Source organism: Serratia sp. X10, assembly GCF_017811775.1.
GTDB classification, from domain to species: domain Bacteria; phylum Pseudomonadota; class Gammaproteobacteria; order Enterobacterales; family Enterobacteriaceae; genus Serratia; species Serratia ureilytica.
Map to the genome: position 1 here is coordinate 86,622 of NZ_JAEIOH010000005.1, position 20,492 is coordinate 107,113.

Annotated in this window: 17 protein-coding genes, 4 tRNA genes and 1 other RNA gene; 4 read left to right on the forward strand and 18 right to left on the reverse strand. The window is 58.9% G+C overall.

Going from position 1 to position 20,492, the window contains the following annotated elements:
• Positions 1–46: 46 nt before the first annotated feature.
• From hemC to hemY, 4 genes are read left to right on the forward strand one after another with little or no spacing between them, the layout of a single operon-like run.
• Positions 47–988, forward strand: coding sequence for a hydroxymethylbilane synthase (gene hemC / locus J9788_RS17455; protein WP_182265650.1), 942 nt, complete (start codon positions 47–49; stop codon positions 986–988).
• Positions 985–1,725, forward strand: a complete 741-nt coding sequence (gene hemD / locus J9788_RS17460; RefSeq protein WP_033645028.1) for a uroporphyrinogen-III synthase — start codon at positions 985–987, stop codon at positions 1,723–1,725. Before hemC ends, hemD begins: the two co-directional genes overlap by 4 nt.
• 22 nt (positions 1,726–1,747) lie before the next feature.
• Positions 1,748–2,872, forward strand: coding sequence for a uroporphyrinogen-III C-methyltransferase (hemX, locus tag J9788_RS17465; RefSeq protein ID WP_046898830.1), 1,125 nt, complete (start codon positions 1,748–1,750; stop codon positions 2,870–2,872).
• 3 nt (positions 2,873–2,875) lie between these two features.
• A complete protein-coding gene (gene hemY, locus J9788_RS17470; RefSeq protein ID WP_033645031.1) occupies positions 2,876–4,072 on the forward strand; it encodes a protoheme IX biogenesis protein HemY in 1,197 nt (398 codons plus the stop codon).
• Positions 4,073–4,779: 707 nt separating this feature from the next.
• Here hemY and J9788_RS17475 read toward each other — a convergent pair.
• The 18 genes from J9788_RS17475 to wecA form a co-directional block, all read right to left on the reverse strand.
• A non-coding RNA gene (locus J9788_RS17475) (RtT sRNA) lies at positions 4,780–4,906 on the reverse strand.
• Between the two features lie 34 nt (positions 4,907–4,940).
• Positions 4,941–5,017, reverse strand: a tRNA-Pro gene (locus tag J9788_RS17480).
• Between the two features lie 74 nt (positions 5,018–5,091).
• Positions 5,092–5,178 (reverse strand) — tRNA-Leu (locus tag J9788_RS17485).
• 42 nt (positions 5,179–5,220) lie between these two features.
• Positions 5,221–5,296, reverse strand: a tRNA-His gene (locus J9788_RS17490).
• Positions 5,297–5,359: 63 nt separating this feature from the next.
• Positions 5,360–5,436: transfer RNA gene (locus tag J9788_RS17495), tRNA-Arg, on the reverse strand.
• 135 nt (positions 5,437–5,571) lie between these two features.
• Complete coding sequence (locus J9788_RS17500; RefSeq protein ID WP_004934226.1) at positions 5,572–6,975, reverse strand: amino acid permease; 1,404 nt, start codon at positions 6,973–6,975, stop codon at positions 5,572–5,574.
• A 365-nt stretch (positions 6,976–7,340) separates the two neighbouring features.
• Positions 7,341–8,081 (reverse strand): lipopolysaccharide N-acetylmannosaminouronosyltransferase, encoded by a 741-nt coding sequence (gene wecG / locus J9788_RS17505; RefSeq protein ID WP_182265649.1) that lies wholly within the window; start codon positions 8,079–8,081, stop codon positions 7,341–7,343.
• 14 nt (positions 8,082–8,095) lie between these two features.
• A complete protein-coding gene (gene wzyE / locus J9788_RS17510) occupies positions 8,096–9,463 on the reverse strand; it encodes an ECA oligosaccharide polymerase (protein ID WP_033631481.1) in 1,368 nt (455 codons plus the stop codon).
• Positions 9,460–10,545, reverse strand: a complete 1,086-nt coding sequence (locus tag J9788_RS17515; RefSeq protein WP_033631480.1) for a TDP-N-acetylfucosamine:lipid II N-acetylfucosaminyltransferase — start codon at positions 10,543–10,545, stop codon at positions 9,460–9,462. Before J9788_RS17515 ends, wzyE begins: the two co-directional genes overlap by 4 nt.
• Positions 10,542–11,792, reverse strand: coding sequence for a lipid III flippase WzxE (gene wzxE / locus J9788_RS17520; RefSeq protein WP_033631479.1), 1,251 nt, complete (start codon positions 11,790–11,792; stop codon positions 10,542–10,544). Before wzxE ends, J9788_RS17515 begins: the two co-directional genes overlap by 4 nt.
• Before the next feature lies 1 nt (position 11,793).
• Positions 11,794–12,924 (reverse strand): dTDP-4-amino-4,6-dideoxygalactose transaminase, encoded by a 1,131-nt coding sequence (rffA, locus tag J9788_RS17525; RefSeq protein WP_033631478.1) that lies wholly within the window; start codon positions 12,922–12,924, stop codon positions 11,794–11,796.
• Entirely contained in the window at positions 12,911–13,642 is a 732-nt protein-coding gene (gene rffC, locus J9788_RS17530) for a dTDP-4-amino-4,6-dideoxy-D-galactose acyltransferase (RefSeq protein WP_182265648.1), read from the reverse strand. Before rffC ends, rffA begins: the two co-directional genes overlap by 14 nt.
• A complete protein-coding gene (rfbA, locus tag J9788_RS17535; protein ID WP_182265647.1) occupies positions 13,620–14,501 on the reverse strand; it encodes a glucose-1-phosphate thymidylyltransferase RfbA in 882 nt (293 codons plus the stop codon). Before rfbA ends, rffC begins: the two co-directional genes overlap by 23 nt.
• A 48-nt stretch (positions 14,502–14,549) precedes the next feature.
• The gene (gene rffG / locus J9788_RS17540) at positions 14,550–15,617 is read right to left on the reverse strand and encodes a dTDP-glucose 4,6-dehydratase (RefSeq protein WP_182265646.1); all 1,068 of its coding nucleotides are present in this window, start codon (positions 15,615–15,617) and stop codon (positions 14,550–14,552) included.
• Positions 15,614–16,876 carry a UDP-N-acetyl-D-mannosamine dehydrogenase gene (gene wecC / locus J9788_RS17545; RefSeq protein WP_182265645.1) on the reverse strand — a complete coding sequence of 421 codons (1,263 nt, stop codon included), beginning with the start codon at positions 16,874–16,876 and terminating at the stop codon, positions 15,614–15,616. The genes rffG and wecC overlap by 4 nt, the downstream gene beginning before the upstream one ends.
• On the reverse strand, positions 16,873–18,003 hold the full coding sequence (gene wecB / locus J9788_RS17550; RefSeq protein WP_004934198.1) for a non-hydrolyzing UDP-N-acetylglucosamine 2-epimerase: 1,131 nt from the start codon (positions 18,001–18,003) through the stop codon (positions 16,873–16,875). The genes wecC and wecB overlap by 4 nt, the downstream gene beginning before the upstream one ends.
• 87 nt (positions 18,004–18,090) lie before the next feature.
• The gene (gene wzzE / locus J9788_RS17555; protein WP_182265644.1) at positions 18,091–19,146 is read right to left on the reverse strand and encodes an ECA polysaccharide chain length modulation protein; all 1,056 of its coding nucleotides are present in this window, start codon (positions 19,144–19,146) and stop codon (positions 18,091–18,093) included.
• A gap of 27 nt (positions 19,147–19,173) precedes the next feature.
• Positions 19,174–20,271, reverse strand: coding sequence for a UDP-N-acetylglucosamine--undecaprenyl-phosphate N-acetylglucosaminephosphotransferase (gene wecA, locus J9788_RS17560; protein ID WP_025160399.1), 1,098 nt, complete (start codon positions 20,269–20,271; stop codon positions 19,174–19,176).
• Positions 20,272–20,492: the final 221 nt, after the last annotated feature.

Genomic DNA, 20,492 nt, shown 5'->3' on the forward strand with positions numbered 1-20,492 from the left:
CTCTCAGTGGTAGGATGGATGGCGAAATATAAAAACGGTAACAAGCATGTTAGACAAAATTATTCGAATTGCCACCCGACAAAGCCCGCTTGCACTTTGGCAAGCACATTATGTGCAGCAACGTCTGATGGCCTGCCATCCCGGCCTGCAGGTCGAGTTGGTGCCGATGGTCACCCGCGGCGACGTTATTCTGGATACGCCGTTGGCGAAAGTCGGCGGTAAAGGCCTGTTTGTTAAAGAACTCGAGCTCGCGCTGCTGGAAGGCCGCGCCGACATTGCCGTGCATTCGATGAAAGACGTGCCGGTCGATTTCCCTGGCGGGCTCGGTTTGACCACCATTTGCGAACGCGAAGATCCGCGCGACGCTTTTGTTTCCAATCGTTTCGCCTCGCTCGATCAGCTGCCGCTGGGCAGCGTGGTCGGCACCTCCAGCCTGCGCCGTCAGTGCCAGCTGCGTGAACGCCGCCCGGATCTGATCGTGCGCGACCTGCGCGGCAACGTCGGCACTCGCCTGGCCAAGCTGGACAACGGCGACTACGACGCGATTATCCTGGCGGTGGCCGGCTTGAAGCGTTTAGGCCTGGAGCAACGCATCCGCAGCCCGCTGAGCGCCGAAGAGTGCCTGCCGGCGGTCGGCCAGGGTGCAGTCGGCATTGAATGCCGTCTCGACGACAGCGTCACCCGCGCGCTGCTGGCGCCGCTGAACCATGCGGCCACCGAAACCCGCGTGCGCGCCGAGCGGGCGATGAACACCCGCCTGGAAGGCGGCTGCCAGGTGCCGATCGGCAGCTATGCCGAACTGGATGGCGACAGCCTGTGGCTGCGCGCCCTGGTCGGCGCGCCGGACGGCAGCCAGATGGTGCGCGGCGAACGCCGCGGCCCGGCCGCCGAGGCCGAACGGATGGGCATTGAGCTGGCGGAAGAGCTGCTGGCGCGCGGCGCGCGCGAGATCCTGCGCGAGGTTTATCAGGGAAATCCGCCGGCATGACGATCCTGGTAACCCGCCCATCGCCTTCGGGGGAGCTGTTAGTGAGCCGGCTGCGCGCACTCGGCCGGGTTGCCTATCATGCACCGCTGATCGACTTCGCGCCGGGCGGCGATCTGCCGAAGCTGCCGCAGGCGTTGCAGCAGCTTAGCGCCGGCGATCTGGTCTTCGTGCTGTCGCAACATTCGGTGAGTTATGCCGATTCAGTTATCGGCCGCGCCGGGCTGAGCTGGCCCGCTCACCTGGCTTATTACGCCATCGGCCGCACCACCGGGCTGGCGCTGCACCGCATCAGCAGTTTGCCGGTGGAATACCCGCGCGAACGCGAGATCAGCGAAACGCTGCTGCTGCTGCCGGCGCTGCAAAAATTGGCGGGCAAACGCGCGCTGATTTTACGCGGCAACGGCGGCCGCGAACTGTTGGGGTCGACGCTGAGCGAGCGCGGCGCCGACGTCAGCTATTATGAATGCTATCAACGCAGCCCGGTGCACTACGACGGCAGCGAGCAAAGCGCCCACTGGCAGCGCGCCGGTGTGGATACGCTGGTGGTGACCAGCGGTGAAATGTTACAACAGCTCTATACTTTAGTTCCTGATTACTATCGTTCTTCATGGCTGCTGCGTTGCCGCCTGGTAGTAGTGAGCGAACGCCTGGCTACCCTCGCCCGGGAATTGGGCTGGCGTACGATTCGGGTAGCTGACAACGCCGATAATGACGCGCTGATCCGCGCGCTACAATAATCTGACTATGGGATGTGCCACTATGACGGAACAAAATACCCCAGCCGCCCCGGTTGAAGAACCCACCACCGCGGTTGAGAGCTCCCAGCAGCCAGCCGCTGCCAGCCGCAAAGGCAAGAACACCGGCCCGGTGCTCGGCGCGATCGCTATCGTGCTGGTCATCGCCCTCGGCGCGGGCGGTTATTACCATACGCACAAGCAGGCACAACAGCTGATCGCCGCCAATCAGGCGCTGCAGCAGCAGCTTGACGGCGTGAAGCAGAGCCAGCAGCAGGAAAGAAATGCGCTGGAAGGCTTGTTGCAACAGCAGGGTAAAACCCTGGACGCCGCCGATCGCGAGCAGGCGAACCTGGCGCGCCAACTGAGCGAGCTGCAGGAAAAAGTGGCGACCATCTCCGGCAGCGACGCCAAAACCTGGCTGCTGGCGCAGGCCGATTTCCTGGTGAAAATGGCCGGCCGCAAGCTATGGAGCGATCAGGACGTGACCAGCGCCGCCGCGCTGCTGAAAAGCGCCGACGCCAGCCTGGCGGACATGAACGATCCGAGCCTGCTCGACGTGCGCCGCGCCATTACCGAAGACATCAGCACGCTTTCTACGCTGACCCAGGTCGATTACGACGGCATCATCCTCAAGGTCAATCAGCTGTCCAATCAGGTGGATAACCTGCGCCTGGCCGATAACGACACCGACGAAGCGCCGATGGATCAAAACAGCAGCGAGCTCTCCGGCTCGATCGGCGAATGGCGGCAGAACCTGGCCAAGAGCTGGCGCAATTTCATGGCCGACTTCATCACCATCCGCCGTCGCGATACCAGCGCCGAACCGCTGCTAGCCCCGAATCAGGACATCTACCTGCGCGAAAACATCCGTTCGCGCCTGCTGGTGGCCGCACAGGCCATTCCGCGTCACCAGAACGAGACCTACAAGCAGTCGCTGGAAACCGTCTCAACCTGGGTGCGCGCCTATTTCGACACCACCGACCCGGCGACCAAAGCCTTCCTTGAAGAACTGGACAGCCTGAGCCAGCAGTCGATCTCGATGGACGTGCCGGATCAGCTGAAAAGCCAGCCGCTGCTCGAAAAAGTGATGCAGACCCGGGTGCGCAACCTGATGACCCCGTCCCCTGCCGCTCATCAGGAGGGTTAAGCCATGTTACGCGTGCTATTTCTGTTCCTGGTGGTGATCGCCAGCGTGGTGCTCGGGCCGATGTTGGCCGGGCACCAGGGCTATGTGCTGATCCAGACCGATAACTACAATATTGAAACCAGCGTCACCGGCCTGGTGATCATGTTGGTGCTGCTGTTCGTGGTGCTGCTGGCGATCGAGTGGATCCTGCGCCGCATCTTCCGTACCGGCGCCCGCACGCGCGGTTGGTTTATCGGCCGCAAGCGCACCCGCGCGCGTCAGCAAACCAAAGCCGCGCTGATCAAACTGGCGGAGGGCGACTACAAGCAGGTTGAAAAGCTGATGACGCGCAACGCCGATCACGCCGAACAGCCGGTGGTGAACTATCTGCTGGCCGCCGAGGCCGCGCAGCAACGCGGCGATGACTTCCGTACCAATCAGTATCTGGAGCGGGCCGCCGAAGCCGCCGATACCGATCAGCTGCCGGTGGATATCACCCGGGTTCGCATCCAGCTGGCGCAGGGCGAGAACCACGCCGCGCGCCACGGCGTCGATCGCCTGCTGAACCAGGCGCCGCGCCATCCGGAAGTGTTGCGCCTGGCGGAACAAGCTTATCTGCGCACCGGCGCCTATGCGTCGCTGCTGGAAGTGCTGCCGTCGATGCGTAAAATCGAACTGCACAGCGAAGAGCAGCTGCAGGCGTTGCAGCAACAGGCTTACATCGGGCTGATGAATCAGGCGATGGCGGACGAAGGCAGCGAAGGCCTGAAACGCTGGTGGAAAGATCAGAGCCGCAAGACGCGTCACGAAGTGCCGCTGCAAATCGCGATGGTGGAGCACCTGATCGAATGTAACGACCACGAACTGGCGCAGGAGATTGTGCTCGACGGCCTGAAACGCCAATATGACGAGCGCCTGGTGCTGTTGCTGCCACGGCTGAAGTCCGGCAACCCCGAGCAGCTTGAGAAAGCGCTGCGTCAGCAGATGAAGCAGCACGGCGCGACGCCGCTGTTGAACAGCACGCTGGGGCAGTTGCTGATGAAGCACGGCGAGTGGCAGCAGGCGGCCGACGCCTTCCGCGAAGCGCTGAAACAGCGTCCGGACGCCTACGATTACGCCTGGCTGGCCGATACGCTGGAGAAACTGCATCGTTCGGATGAAGCGGCGCAGATGCGGCGTGAAGGACTGATGTTGACGCTGAAGCAGAACGGCGGCGAATAACGGCCCGCCCGGTAGAGAAAGCGTGGCCTCGGTGCCGCGCTTTTTTTTGCCCGTTAGCTTGCTGAAGCGCAAAAAAAAAACACTTGCCGCATGGCAAGTGTATAAAGAAGCAATCAGGTCTAGGACAACAGGGGCGGTGCCTCACTCAACGTTTTGCCCTGAGCGTGATGACGGGTTAGTCATCGTTCTCGTGGGCGATAGGCACCCTAAATCGGCTCTGCGTCATTCCCAGGGTTTATGAAGCCTAAGGCGAACATAAGAAATGGAATGAGCATCTACGTTGTAAGTATTGCACTTGGCGTGCCAACTTTCAGTTTCAGGTAAGTCGCCATAAAAAATAGCATTCAATTTATTGAAAATATTGAATTTTTATTTACGCCTAACTTTCTCTCAGCATGCCGTCCCCTGTCGCTCTTTACCCACGGCCGATCTGACGCTGTCGCCGCAAAACGACGACTTAAGCCAAAGCTACTTTTAATGTTTAAAATCAATGGATTATTTGTCTCAAACTGGCGACAACGTCGAACCACATTGTCGCTGAAAACCTACACACGTGCCGGTTGAGACAAAATGCCAATATTCAGATACGCAAAAACCCGTGCAAGGCTGCACGGGTTAGTCGCTATGCGTTTCGTCGCAGCGGGAAGGACTTACCCTCATAAACAGCGGACGTAAAAAAACCGACTTACGTCGGTTTCTTTGAAACTGGTCAGCGAGAGAAAGATTACGCGCATCCTGGATACGTGCCCTGCGGGCCGTTGCTAAAGCAACGTCGTTTCGCTTCGCGAGGCTCGAACCTCCTGCGGAGGTGCTCATCCTCATAAACTGCAGGCGTAAAAAAACCGACTTGCGCCGGTTTCTTTGAAAGTGGTCGGCGAGAGAGGATTCGAACCTCCGACCCACTGGTCCCAAACCAGTTGCGCTACCAAGCTGCGCTACTCGCCGATTTGTGTTGCTCATACTACCCGATTTATCAGACCGTTGTCCATATAAATCTTATATTTATCAGATATTTTGCGTGGTGCGAAGAGAGGGACTTGAACCCTCACGTCCGTAAGAACACTAACACCTGAAGCTAGCGCGTCTACCAATTCCGCCACCTTCGCACTGTCACAAAATACTGCTAAATCTTCACTTCGCTTAGGAAGTGGGGTGGCTAATGGGACTCGAACCCACGACAACTGGAATCACAATCCAGGGCTCTACCAACTGAGCTATAGCCACCATTACTACTTCTTCTTACTCACGCGGTAATATTACCACCGCAGCTCCTGCGCACAAACTTAATGGCGCGCCCGACAGGATTCGAACCTGAGACCTCTGCCTCCGGAGGGCAGCGCTCTATCCAGCTGAGCTACGGGCGCGTAGCGCCGTTGCGGGAGGGGATACTACGGATTTACGCCAATCCTGTCTAGTGCTTTTTCGCAGAAATGTTGCGTTTGATTACGCTTTGCTCACTCCTGCGCAGGAAAGCGCACTCCGTAGCCCCTTTTCACCGTTTATTGCCGCGTTTCTACCCGATTTTCAGCCGGATGATGTTTCTTATGCATGCCGAAAGCGAAGTAGCACAGGCTGACGCCCGCTAAGAAAATCGCCCCGACCAGCAGGGAAATTCGCGTATCCGGGTTGATTCCCATGCCGACCAGCACGCAAACCAGAAAAGCGATGGTCAGATAGTTCACATACGGGAACATGATCGACTTAAAGCTGTGGTTTTTGATCGCTTCCTTGTGCGCGCGGCGGAAATAGAGTTGGCTTATCAGCACCACGAACCACGGCACCATGCCCGGCAACACGCTGGCGCTGTAGACATAGACGAACACCTGCTCCGGATTAGGGATGATGTAGTTCAGCGCAGAGCCCACCAACAGGCAGCCGATGGTGACGGCGATGCAGTTGACCGGCACGCCGCTGGCGGAAAGCTTGGTCAGCGCCGCCGGCAGTTGGCGATTCTTGGCCAAGGCGTACAGCATGCGGCCGCCGCTGTACATGCCGCTGTTGCAACCGGAAAGCGCGGCGGTCAGTACCACGAAGTTAATGATGCCGGCAGCGGCGACGATGCCGATCTTGGCGAAGGTCAGCACGAACGGGCTGCCGGTAGTGCCGATGCCGTTCCACGGGAAGATGGTCACGATGACGAAGATCGCGCCGACATAGAAGATCAGGATGCGCCACAGGATATTGTTGATCGCACGTTTCAGCGTTACCTGCGGGTTTTTGGCTTCCCCGGCGGTAATGCCCACCAGCTCAACCCCCTGATAGGACGCCACCACGATGCACAGCGCAAACAGGAAGCCCTTCCAGCCGCCGGCAAAGAAGCCGCCGTGCGCCGTCAGATTGGCGAAACCGATAGGTTCACCGCCGTTGCCGAAACCGAAGAAGATCACCCCCAGCCCCACCAAAATCATCACGATGATGGTGGTGACCTTGATCATGGCGAACCAGAACTCCAGCTCACCGTACAGGCGCACCGCCGCCAGGTTGGCCAGCGCCACCATCGCCACGGCGATCAGCGCGGGGACCCACTGCGGTATTTCCGGGAACCAGAACTGCACATACACCCCGATGGCGGTGATCTCCGAAATGCCGACGGCGATCCACATAAACCAGTAACCCCAGGCGGTCAGGTAGCCGAAATAGGGATTCATGTATTTATGCGCGTAAACGGCGAACGACCCGGCGACCGGCTCGAGGAACAGCATCTCCCCCATCGAACGCATAATGAAGAACACGAACAGCCCGGCGATGATGTAAGCCAGCAGTACCGACGGCCCGGCCCATTTCAGCGTACTGGCCGATCCCATAAACAGGCCGACACCAATGGTGCCCCCGAGAGCGATAAGCTCGATGTGCCGGGCCTCAAGGCCTCGGTGTAGCCCTTGCGGTTTCTCTTTGTGTGCCATAAATCCTCAATAATTTTTCTCGGGTTGTGTTTGCCTGCCGGCCGCTGCCGGTCGTTATTGTCATTATTAAAAGAATAAATCATCCCCTGCCGTTCGGGTTGGCATCAACGGGTAGTCGGAGCGAAGTTACCGTGAGAAGAACATCGTTCAGCGCTGTCGCATCAGGCTTCAGCGGCCAGGGATAATTTCCGGGCGGTATCGTTTCGCATTTCGTCGCTATAAGCAAACCGCAATTTAAAACTTTATGGAATAAATGCGGCGACGTTTAGGGCTGGGGGTTATAGATATGCGGGAGAAATAGGCAAAAGCAGATTATTGGTACAGCAGACCGGGGCGAACCGACACATTCCACCCCGAATAAGCGATTACATTTTGCCACTGTAGTAGTAGCCGACAAACTTCAACAGCTTCAGCTGCCGGCCGATGCGGCTGGGCTGGCTGAGCAGGCGGTAGAGCCATTCCAGACCGAGGTTCTGCCACACCTTGGGCGCACGCTTCACGTGGCCGGTAAACACGTCGTAGGTGCCGCCCACGCCCATATACAGCGCCTGCGGATGCACCTTGCGGCAGTCGCGCATCAGGATCTCCTGCTTCGGCGATCCCATCGCCACCGTCACGATGGCGGCGCCGCTGGCGCGAATACGCTCGAATAGCGCCTCTCGCTGCTCCGGTTTGAAATAGCCGTCCTGGCTGCCCACCAGGTTAACGTTCCACTGGCTGCGCAGCTTCCGTTCGGTTTCCGCCAGCACCTCCGGCTTGCCGCCGATCAGGAAGACCGGCGTGCCTTCACGGCCGGCACGCTGCATCAAGGCTTCCCAAAGATCGGCGCCCGCGACGCGCGAAACGTCCGCCGCCGGGTATTTGCGGCGAATCGAGCGCACCATGCTGATGCCGTCGGCGTACTTGTACTCCGCTTCATCCAGCAACGCATGCAGCGCCGGGTCCTCTTCCGCCTTCAGGATCTTTTCCGCATTCATGGCCACCAACGTGCCCTGTTTGACCCGGCCGCCGTCGAACAGAAAGTTCATACAGTGTGCCATATCGCGAAAGCCCCACAGGCTGAAACCGCGCAGCTCATACTGCGGCACCGAAATCTTTGTTTCCATCGTCGTCATTACCCTTACAAAAGACCGTCCGCCCGTGGGGGAGAGGCCAGCGCGCGGGCGCGCGTCACTCTGGCCTTGATGAGCCCGGCGGTATCGAACAGCCAATACAGCAACTTCGCCAGCACCAGACAGGCGCCGAAAATAATGCAGAAGAACACCACGCGCGAAACGAATGAGTCCACCCCTTCGCGCGCCAATACAATCATGTTGAACACCGCACCGAAGCAGAATCCTTGCAGGATAGCCGCCTTATAGCGGTTCGGTTCGGTTTTGCCCAACTCATACAGCCAGTCGAACCACTTGATGATCATGCCCACCAGAATCGCACCGAGCGGGATAAACAGCGCGCCGCCCATCACCACCAGCGAACCGATCAGCGTCGGGGATATCGCCAGCCCGGAGTGGTTGTTCAGCACTTCCCAGGTGAAATAGTTGGCCGAGTTCAGCACCACGTCCGGCCGGCCCGGCCATAGCCACGTTGGGATAAAGACGTAGAAATCACGCAAGATCGGCGCCAGGCCCTGGAAATCGATCTTGTCGTAATTTTGCAGCAGCAGCGCCAGGTTTTCCCACGGCGAGAAGGTGTCTCGGGTCAGATAGAGGAAGGTATAAAACGCTTCCGCGCCGCTGACGTCCAGGCTATAGCGCTTCAACGCCAGCCAGAACATGCCGACCACGCCGAATATGCCCGCCGCCGCCAACATCCACAGCGTGATCCAGCCGCGCACGATGCCGATAAACAGGAACAGCGCGAAGGCGATGATGATATTGGCGCGGGTGCCGCCGACGATGACGTAGGTCAAAATGCCGAACGCCACCGTCGCCACCAGGAACAAGAACCAGGCGCGCAGATCCTGCCGCAGGAAATAGACCACCAGCATCGCCGGAATGAAGAAGTAGAAGAACCGTTTGAGCGCCACGCCGGACACGTCGCTGGAGAAGATCTGGCTGTAGGAATTGAGCTTGAACAGCAGGAAGCCGTTCTGCATGAAGAAAATCCCCACGGTCCCGATCGCCACCAGCGCCAGCAGCACCCAGGTCATATGGGTTTCCACCCGGTTCATGGTGAACAGCGCCGCGCGCGGCTGAGAGCGGCGCTTGCGCAGCCGGGTCTTGTAGGTGACGTAATAGATGGCGTAAAACGCCGTCGCCGACAGCAAGGCGTACAGCAGAAACTCCACCGGCACCACCTCGACGTCAAACTGAAACACCAGCAGACAGGTCAGCGGGAAGCCGAAATAAAACGTCAGCAAATACAGCAGCGAGAAGAAGACGTTGAAGTTAAAGCGCACGCGCCGAAACTCCTGGTAGGTCAGCGTCAGAATAAACGTCAGGCTGACCAGGTAGACGACGAACAGGCCGCCGAATTGCGCCAACGTCATGAGTGCTCTCCCGCCGCCAGCGCCAGGGCTTGCTGCCAGCCGTCGACATAGTTCGGATTAAAGAAGGCGATCGTCTGCTTGTCCACCGCCGCCAGCTGGCGCTGCGCTTCGCGCACCACCGCCTCGTCGAGCGAGTCGCCGTAGAACAGCACCGGCAGGTGCTGCTCCGCCAAATCCTGCCAGAACGGGTTTTGCCGGCTGAGCACGAAAGGCACGCCGAACTGAATCAGCAGGCACAGGGTGCCTATCCCCTGCTGGCGATTGAAAATGAAATAGCCGAGATCGCAGGCGCGCAGGATGTTGAGGTAGTCCTCAAACGCCACCTGCTGCGTGAGCAGCTGCAGATTTTTCTCGCCGAATAGCGGCAATCCGGCGGCGCGCACCTGCTCGATGTAGGCGTCGTTATTGGCCGGATAGCCCATCGGCAGGATCACGCGCACGTCGGCGCCGAACTGCTGATGGATCGCCTGCAGCGCTTCGATATGCCGGTTGCTGCGATCGCCGGAGTTGCCCACCAGAATTGTCATCGGCCCGGCCAGATTTTTCTCGACGTGAACGTCGGTCAGCGCCGGATCCATCCGCGTCGGGAAGTACAACAACGAGGCCGGCACCCGCGCATGGCGCTGCTGATAGTGGATCACGTCGCCGCGGGTGGCGAACACGTTCCCCACTCGCCCCTGCGCAATGCGGCGCAGCAGGTAAAACAGCCGAAATTTCCAGCTGGTGGCGTCTTCGTACAGATCGGCGCCCCAAATATGCCAACTGACCTGACGTGCCTTGATCTTGCCGCTCAGCAGCGCCAGCCACAGCCCCGGATTGAACTGACCGTGCAGGAAGAAGCGCGCATCGCGATCGGCCTGGGCGCGGGCGATCACCGCCGCCGCCAGGCTCTTCTTGTCGGCGTAAGGCTCAATGTTCAGGGCGGGGAAATCCCCCAGTGCCGCCACATCCTTGGCCGCCACCATAAAATGCCGCGTCTGCTCAGCCGGCAAACGCGGCGCCAGCACGTCGTTAAAGAAGCGCAGCACCGTCTGGTTATGATGCGGGATATCGGATCCCAGAACGTGAATCAGTGTGGTCATACTCGTCTACGATAAATAAGAAACACGCAGCTACAGAGCGCGAAATACACGATGTAGGTTGCCATATAGGCCTGAGCCGCCCCCAGCGCGCCGCGCAGCGGGATCAGCCAGTGCGAGAACAGCGTCAACAGCAGAAACTGGCTGACTTCCGTCAGGATATAAAAGCGCAGCGACGCTTTGGCGATCACCAAATAGCCGAACACATAGGCCCCGACTTTCAGCACGTCGCCCACCAGCTGCCAGGCAAACAGATCGCGCATGGCGACGAACTTGTCCGAGAACAGCAGCCAGATGGCGAAATCACGCAGCAACCACACCGTAAAGCTCGCCGCCGCTACCGCCGGCAGCACGAATTTCAGCGAGCGCACGATCTCCCGCGAGATGGCGCCCTTGTCCGTCAACCGCGACAGCGTCGGCAGCAGATAGACGGTAAACGAGGCGGTGATAAACTGCAGATAGGCATCGGAAATGCTGCTGACGCCTTGCCAGATCCCCACCTCATCCCAACCGTAATGCGCGGCCAACAGGTTACGCATCATCACGTAGGCCACCGGCAGCGTCACCGAGGTGATCAACGCCATGAGGGTGAATTTGCCGAGGTTGCCGGCCACCCCGTTGTCCCAGCGCGGAGCCAGGTAGCGCAGCGGCAACGTTTTGCGCCGCCACAGCATCAGCCCGGCCGGCAACACCACCAACGCCGGCACCAACGCCAGCCCTGCCAGCGCGCCTTCATAGCCGCCCAGCTTGAAGCACAGATAATAAGCCACCACGCCGATCAGGCTGCCGCCGATCACCGCCAGCGCGTTGCCCATCGCGTCGCGATAACCTTTCAGCACCGCCATGAACAGGTTGGCGTAGGCGATGCCCATCTGAATGAAGGCGACGGCGCGCACCACGCCGACGTAATCGGCATGCCCGAACAGCCCGACGCTGATCGGCTCGGCGGCGAACAAAAACACCAGCGCCAGCAAGGTCGAAAAGCCCAGCACGATGCTCGACGCGGTGCCGACCGCCAGACGCAGACGCTGCGAGTCCTGGTGGTACTCCGCCACGTATTTGGTGATGCCGTTAAAAATGCCCGCGCCGGACAGCACGCCCAGCACGGTGATCAACTGGCGAAAGTTACCCGCCTGCCCCACGCCGCTGGGGCCAAACGCCACCGCCAGCAGTTTCACCACCAATAGTCCCACGCCAATTTTGATCAGCGTGGAACCGGCGGTCCATATCGACGCTTTTGCCAACGACATATCAGGCGAAGAAGCTCAGGATGGTATTGATTACCGTACGCTGATTGACATCGGACATATTGTAGAACAGCGGCAAACGCACCAGACGCGCACTTTCCTGCGTGGTGTAACGGTCTTCGCCGGCAAAGCGGCCAAACTGTTCGCCGGCCGGGCAGTCATGCAGCGGGATATAGTGGAACACGGCCATGATTTCAGCTTCCTTCAGGTAGTCGATAAAGGCCGTGCGCTCTTCGATATCGCGCAACTTGATATAGAACATGTGCGCGTTATGCACGCAGTCCGCCGGAATGCTCGGCAACTCGATACGGCCTGACCGAACCAACGGCAGGAAACTGTCGTAGTACTTCTGCCACAGCGACAGGCGGCGCTGGTTGATGCGCTCCGCCACTTCCAGCTGACCCCACAGGTAGGCGGCCTGCAGGTCAGACATCAAGTAGCTGGAGCCGATGTCGCGCCAGGTATATTTGTCGACCTGGCCACGGAAGAACTGGCTGCGGTTGGTGCCTTTCTCGCGGATGACTTCCGCCCGATCGATCAGGGCCGGATCGTTCACCAGCGTCGCGCCGCCTTCGCCGCCGGCGGTATAGTTTTTGGTTTCATGGAAGCTGAAGCAGCCGATATGGCCGATGGTGCCCAATGCCTTGCCTTTGTAGGTCGACATCACGCCCTGCGCGGCATCTTCAACCACGAACAGGTTATATTTCTTCGCCAGTGCCATGATGGTATCCATCTCGCAGGCGACGCCGGCGTAGTGTACCGGCACGATCGCGCGGGTTTTATCGGTAATCGCCGCTTCGATTTTGGTTTCGTCGATGTTCATGGTGTCCGGCCGCAGATCGACGAACACCACTTTGGCGCCGCGCAGCACAAAGGCGTTGGCGGTTGAAACGAAGGTAAAGCTCGGCATGATCACTTCGTCGCCCGGCTGAATATCCAGCAGGATGGCGGCCATTTCCAACGACGCGGTGCAGGAAGGCGTCAACAGCACTTTCGCGCTGCCGAAATGCTGTTCCATCCACTGCTGGCAGCGACGGGTAAAACCGCCGTCGCCGCACAACTTGCCGCTGCCCATGGCAGCCTGCATATATTCCAGTTCAGTGCCAACAACCGGTGGTGCGTTAAATGGAATCATGTCTACCTCTGTATAACCAGTACGCGGTGCTTTCAATCACGGCACCCTGTCGTTGATAGAGTCGTAATGCGGCGATATTGCCTATCTGGGTCGCGACCCGTAGGCGCTGCATCCCCTGCCGCCGGCATTCGGCGATCGCCGCCGCCATCAGCCTGGAACCAATCCCCCGGCCGGATGCGCCGGGGAAAGCTGCCAACAGGCCGATGCGCGTTTCCCGTTCGCCCAAATTGCGCAGGCTGACGAATCCTTCTGGGTGCCCCTGTTCGTCCAGCGCCAACAGGCATTGATGATCGAAAGTGCCCAAAACGGCCTTTTCGATCCATAAAGCATAAAACCGGCCGCTGTCATCAGGTTGATACCAGGGTGCACGAAAGCGGCTGGCGGCGAATGCCTGAGCCGCCGCGCTACGCAATGCGGGGATATCGGCCTCGGTCGCGAAGCGTATCGCCTGTACGCGGTCACCAAATTTAAGTATCGACCTGTTATCAAGCGCCAAAACCAGATCGACCTCGCCCTCAACCAGGCGGAAGCCCAAATCGGCCAGGCCATCCGCCAAGGCCAATTGCTGTGCGGAGACTTTAGCCTGCACCAGGGCATAAGCCGCCAAGTCGGCCTCAGCCAGAACCGGGGCTGAGGAGGAGAAACTGAGTTTCGCGCTGTCTAGCGCAAAAAACTCACTTTCCCATGACAAAGGCTCAATAGTGGCGTGGACGTGCATGCAGCAGATCCAGCAAATACTTGCCGTAGCCCGTTTTGGACAATGCGGTGGCGGCGCGTTTCAGCCCCTTGTCATCCAGCCAACCGTTGCGCCAGGCGATCTCTTCCAGACAGGCGATTTTAAAGCCCTGACGTTTTTCTACCGTCTGTACGAAGCTGCTGGCTTCCAGCAGGCTGTCGTGAGTGCCGGTATCCAACCAGGCAAAACCGCGCCCCAACAGCTCGACGGTCAGTTCACCGCGCTCCAGATACATCTGATTGATGCTGGTGATTTCCAGCTCGCCGCGCTCGGAAGGCTTCACCTGCTTGGCAAACTCCACCACCTGGCTATCGTAGAAATACAGGCCGGTCACCGCCCAATCAGATTTCGGTTTCTTCGGTTTTTCTTCGATCGACAGCGCACGGAAGTTATCGTCAAACTCCACCACGCCAAAGCGTTCAGGATCCATGACCTGATAACCGAACACGGTGGCACCCTCGGTGCGAGCCGCGACGTTTTTTAATTTCGGACTGAAAGACTGGCCGAAGAAGATGTTATCCCCCAACACCAGGCAGCAAGAATCGCCGTTGATAAACTCCTCGCCGATCAGGAACGCCTGGGCCAAGCCTTCAGGCTTAGGCTGTGCAGCGTAGCTGAGATTGACGCCGAACTGTTCGCCGTTACCCAACAAACGCTCGAAGGACGGCAGATCTTCCGGGGTAGAGATAATCAAAATATCGCGGACCCCCGCCAGCATCAGTACCGACATCGGGTAATAGATCATCGGCTTGTCGTAGATTGGCAGCAGTTGCTTGGACACACCACGAGTAATCGGATGCAGACGCGTGCCGGAACCGCCGGCCAGAATAATACCTTTCATACTTACTCCAAAACCCGCCGCGCCACTTCAGGGCGGCGCGGCGTTAAATTAATCTGACAACCCCAAACGCTCGCCGGCATAAGACCCGTCTTGCACCCGGCGCCACCAGGTTTCGTTAGCCAGGTACCAGGCTACCGTCTTGCGAATGCCGCTTTCGAACGTTTCCTGCGGGCGCCAGCCCAGCTCACGATCGATTTTGCCGGCGTCGATGGCGTAACGCATGTCGTGGCCCGGGCGATCCTTAACGTAAGTGATCAGATCGCGGTAGTGCGCCACGCCCTGTGGTTTGTTTGGCGCCAGTTCTTCCAGCAGGTCACAGATGGTCTGCACCACTTCGATATTCTTGCGCTCGTTATGGCCACCAATATTGTAAGTTTCTCCTACTACGCCTTCGGTCACGACCTGATAGAGCGCACGCGCGTGATCTTCGACATACAGCCAGTCACGCACCTGCGCACCGTTGCCGTATACCGGCAGCGGTTTGCCAGCTACCGCATTCAGGATCACCAGCGGGATCAGCTTCTCCGGGAAATGATAAGGGCCGTAGTTGTTCGAACAGTTGGTCACGAGGGTCGGCAAACCGTAGGTACGCAACCAGGCGCGCACCAGATGATCGCTCGACGCCTTGGAAGCGGAATACGGGCTGCTCGGCGCATACGGTGTGGTTTCGGTGAACAGATCGTCCGTACCGTGCAGATCGCCGTACACTTCGTCGGTGGAGATATGATGGAAACGGAAAGCCTGCTTCTTCTCTGCCGCCAGCGGCTGCCAGTAGTGGCGCGCCGCTTCCAGCATCGTGTAAGTGCCAACCACGTTGGTCTCGATAAACGCCGCCGGGCCGTCTATAGAGCGATCGACGTGGCTTTCCGCCGCCAGGTGCATCACTACATCCGGTTGATACTGGGCGAATACCCGATCCAACCCGACGCGATCGCAGATGTCGATCTGCTCGAAGGCATAACGATCGCTGTCGGCCACTACCGCCAGCGACTCCAGGTTACCGGCATAGGTCAGCTTATCCACCACCACCACGCTATCGCCGGTGGCCTCGATGATGTGCCGCACAACTGCAGAACCAATAAAACCGGCACCACCGGTGACTAAGATACGTTTCAACGCCAGACTCCTTTGGTATCAATTACCCATGTTTGTTTTACATCTTCCGGCCGGATGGCCTTGAACTGCTGATGATCGACCAACATCACGATCACATCGGCCTGCTGCAACGCTTCGGCGATTGGCGTCAACGTCACATGGCCCGCCAACGACTTCGGCAGCTGCTCGACGTTCGGTTCCACTGCCAGCGTTTCGCCGGCGTGCCATTCGGCGATCAGGTGCGCGACTTCTACCGCCGGGCTTTCGCGCAGATCGTCGATATTCGGCTTGAAGGCCAAGCCGAAGCAGGCGATTTTCACCTCTGACGCCCGCTTGTCGGTGGCGGCCAGGCAATCGGCCACCGCCGCTTTCACCCGGTCGACTACCCACAACGGTTTACCGTCGTTTACCAGACGCGCGGTGTGGATCAAGCGCGCCTGCTGTGGGTTCTGCGCTACGATAAACCACGGATCGACGGCGATGCAGTGGCCGCCGACGCCTGGGCCAGGCTGCAGAATGTTCACCCGCGGGTGACGGTTCGCCAGGCGAATCAGTTCCCAGACGTTGATCCCTTGTTCGGCGCAAATCAGCGACAGTTCGTTAGCAAAGGCGATGTTCACATCGCGGAAGCTGTTTTCCGTCAGCTTGCACATCTCGGCAGTGCGTGAGTTGGTGACCACGCATTCCCCCTCGAGGAAAATCTTGTACAGTTCGCTGGCGCGCGCCGAGCACTTCGGCGTCATGCCGCCGATCACGCGATCGTTTTGAATCAGCTCCACCATCACCTGCCCCGGCAACACGCGCTCCGGGCAGTAGGCGATATTCACGTCCGCCGCTTCGCCCGCTTGTTGCGGGAAGCTGAGATCGCTGCGCGCCTGCGCCAACCATGCCGCCATCTGTTCAGTGGCGCCCACCGGCGAGGTGGACTCAAGGATCACCAGATCGCCTTTTTTCAGCACCGGCGCCAGCGATTTCGCCGCCGCCTCGACATAGGCCAGATCCGGCTCATGATCGCCCTTGAACGGCGTAGGCACCGCGATCAGGAACGCGTCAGCCGCCAGCGGTTTGGTCACCGCCTGCAGGAAACCGCCGTCGACGGCATCCTTGACCACTTTATCCAGATCCGGTTCGACGATATGGATAGCACCGCGATTAATGGTATCTACCGCATGTTGGTTAACATCTACGCCCACCACTTTTTTCTTGCGGGAAGCAAACGCCGCCGCCGTTGGCAAGCCGATATAACCCAGGCCGATAACCGAAATAGTGTCAAAACTCATAGTGTCACCTGATGATTCTTTAAAGCTTCGAGGATACGCTGACAGGCATGCCCGTCGCCGTATGGGTTGTGCGCCCGGCTCATCGCGTGATATTCGCTTTCGTCCGTCAACAGCCGGGTCACCGCTTCAACAATTTTGGCCACATCGGTGCCGACCAGGCGCACCGTGCCCGCATCTACCGCCTCCGGGCGCTCGGTGGTATCGCGCATCACCAGCACCGGCTTGCCTAACGAGGGCGCCTCTTCCTGAATGCCGCCGGAGTCGGTAAGGATCATGTAAGCGTGGGTCATCAGATAGACAAACGGCAAATAATCCTGCGGCTCGATCAGCATGACGTTGTCGATGCCTTTCAAAATGCGATTCACCGGCTCGCTGACATTCGGATTGAGATGCACCGGGTACACCACCTGCACTTCCGGGTGGCTGCGGGCGATCTCCGCCAGCGCGCTGCAAATCCGCTCAAAACCGCCGCCAAAACTTTCCCGGCGATGGCCGGTGACCAGAATCAGTTTTTTGTCGGCGTCGAGGAACGGGTAACGCTGCGCCAGGCTGGCGCGCAGCGCAGCATCGCTCATCACGCGATCGCGCACCCAGAACAGCGCGTCGATCACCGTATTGCCGGTCACAAAAATACGGTTGTCCGGCAGCAGCTCGCGCAGCAGATTTTGGCGCGAGTTCTCGGTCGGCGCGAAGTGGTACATCGCCAGATGGCCGGTCAGTTTGCGGTTGGCCTCTTCCGGCCAGGGAGAATACAGATTGCCGGTACGCAGCCCGGCCTCGACATGCCCAACGGGAATGCGTTGATAGAACGCCGCCAGGCTGGTCGCCAGCGTGGTGGTGGTATCGCCGTGCACCAGCACCACGTCCGGTTTGAAGTCTTCCAGCACCCCTTTCAGCCCTTCCAGGATGCGACAGGTGATTTCCGTTAGCCCCTGGCCGGGTTTCATGATGTTCAGGTCGTAATCCGGCGTGATCTCGAACAACCGCAATACCTGATCCAACATCTCACGATGCTGTGCCGTTACGCAGACTCTTGCTTCAAAGGCCTCATCCTGGGCCAGTGCATGTACCAGCGGCGCCATTTTAATGGCTTCAGGTCTGGTGCCGAAAACAGTCAACACTTTCACAGCGAATCTCTTTTGGTCGGTTAATCGCAGGCCCCGCCTGCGAATGGGGCGCTCACGCGCCCTGCATCAGATTATTATATTATTTTTTTAACTACGCGGCCGACGCGCCAAGGCCACACCGGCGCCAACCAACGCGCCCATCGCGCCCCACAAAATCAGCCAGAAGACCCGGCGTGGGCTGTCGCGTTTTACCGGCTCTTCCGGCGTGCGCAAATAGCGATAGGTCTGGAACTTCTCATCCAACGTCGGGCCAACGTTCAGCGTCGCCAGCATTGCGCGGTTCTGATCGTAATCCAGATCGTAGGTCGGGCCGGAGGCCTGCAGGCCTTCCAGACGCGCCTGCAGCATTGGCCGGCCCAGCAAGAACAGATCCGAATCCGGCAACTGTTCGGCCGGAGTGTCGGTTTGCGTACGGCTGATCCCCTGGCTCTCGGCAATTTTCAACGCCTGTTGCGTGGTGTTCAGCTCGCGCTTGTAAACCGCCTCCGCGACCGCTTCCTGGCGCTTGACCTGTGCCTTCATCGAGGTGGTGCGAGCGGCCCACGCGCCCTGGATCTCTTCGTTCAGGTGCAGGGCAGCGCGGTGGCTGGCGAAGGCCACGTATTGGCGCAGCAAGCGGTTGGCGTCCGCGGCGGTTTCCGCCGTCAGCTTCACGCCGTCGTTCGGGACTTTTTTGTCGTCGCGCGGCGTGAACAGGATGTTATTGATCAGCTCGTCGAGCAATGCCGCATCGGCACGGGCATCCCCTTCCTGACGCTGTTTGTAGTAATCGCTCTGCAGCCAGAAATCGCGACGGGTGTCGTAAGCCGCCAGCTGCATGATGAACTCATTGTACGCTTCATCCGCGATGCTCGGCTGATCGCCGGCCGCCGCCGCCGGCAGCGTGCGCACATCCAGATTGCGCAGGAACTGCTGCTGGGAGTAATAACCGCCCAGCGCATTCACCGTCGGCCTGTCAGTGATCGCGGTGGCGCTCCACTCTTGCTTAACCAGGTAAGAAACGATCAGCGCGACCGCCGCGAACAGCACCGCAATGCCGATAATCCACGGTTTGCCGCGCCACAGGGTGCAGCACAGGCCGCGGATATCGAGTTCGTTATCCACCGCCGGGGTATGCTTGTCAGACGTTGTTTCTGGATTCATCACAGCCAAAAAGCCTCTGGTCTCTGGTTAAGGTACTTGCTTGTTATCGCCCGAACGCCGCAAGCGGCGCTTGATACGCTTAATGTACCGCGCAACCCGCCAGGCGCGCTTGATGCAGTAACCGTACAGGAAGAAGGCAAGCAAGAATAATGCCAACATAACCCACTCAGGGATAAAAGTCAGGCGTTCGCCGATCACGCCCACCGCAGCCAGCAACGCGGCCGCCAGGGTGATCAGCACGAAAGCCTGCCGCGGCGTAAAGCCGGCGCGCATGATCAGGTGGTGAATATGTTGACGATCGGGAGAGAAGGGGCTCATCCCCTTGCGTAAACGGCGATACATGATTGCTATCATGTCCATCAGCGGAATAGCGATGATCCACAGCGCGGTCACCGGGTTGATCGAGTGCGCCTTTCCCTGTGAACTTTGCAGCAGCAGCCAAATGGCGGTAAAGCCGATCAGGGTGCTGCCGGCATCCCCCATAAACACCTTATAACGGCGGCCGAGGATGCCGAGATTGAGCAAAATATAGGGAACGATAGTGGCGATCATCGCAAAGCACCAGAACGCCAGCTCATGATGGCCGCTCAGGTACAGCAGCAGGCCCAGCGCCCCGAAGGAGACGCAAGACAAACCGCCCAGCAGACCATCGATGCCGTCGACCATATTGAAAGCGTTGATCGCCGCCCATACCGCGAACAGCGTCACCAGATAGCCGAACGGCCCCAGCAGCATCTCCCAGTCACCCAGCACATGGCCGAAGCTGCGCAGATACAGACCGGCGAACACCATCATGGCGATGCCGACCAGCGCCTGCACCAGGGCGCGAATTTTAACGCTGATATCGAAACGATCGTCGAGCGCCCCCACAAACACCAGAATACCGGCGCAGGTGAGATAAAGCTTGGCGTGTGCGATGGGTTGTTCAGAGATCCAAAACGCGAAGCACAACCCGGCATAAACGGAAATACCGCCGACCAGAGGAATCAGCCCCTGATGGCGTTTGCGATAATTGGGTTTATCTACCAGACCAATACGTTTTGCCGCCTTGCGGGCAACAAAGAGAAAAGCCAAAGAAAACAGGAAAACAAATAGAATTTCAGTACTCATAGTGAGTAAGTTCACAGTTAACAGATCTCTGTAGAAGATAAGGCAGCTTACCACGGGCTAAGGCTTGTGCCATCGGCCCCCGCTACCTTTCGGTCATTTCCTATGACAACGGTGATTCATGCCTATTTTCTTCGCATCGACTGACAAAATGACAGCAGCAAAGCCGACCGGCGCGAAACCGACCGACAAACAAGATGAATTCTCAATAAGTCGAGGAAACAACTTACTTTTCCATT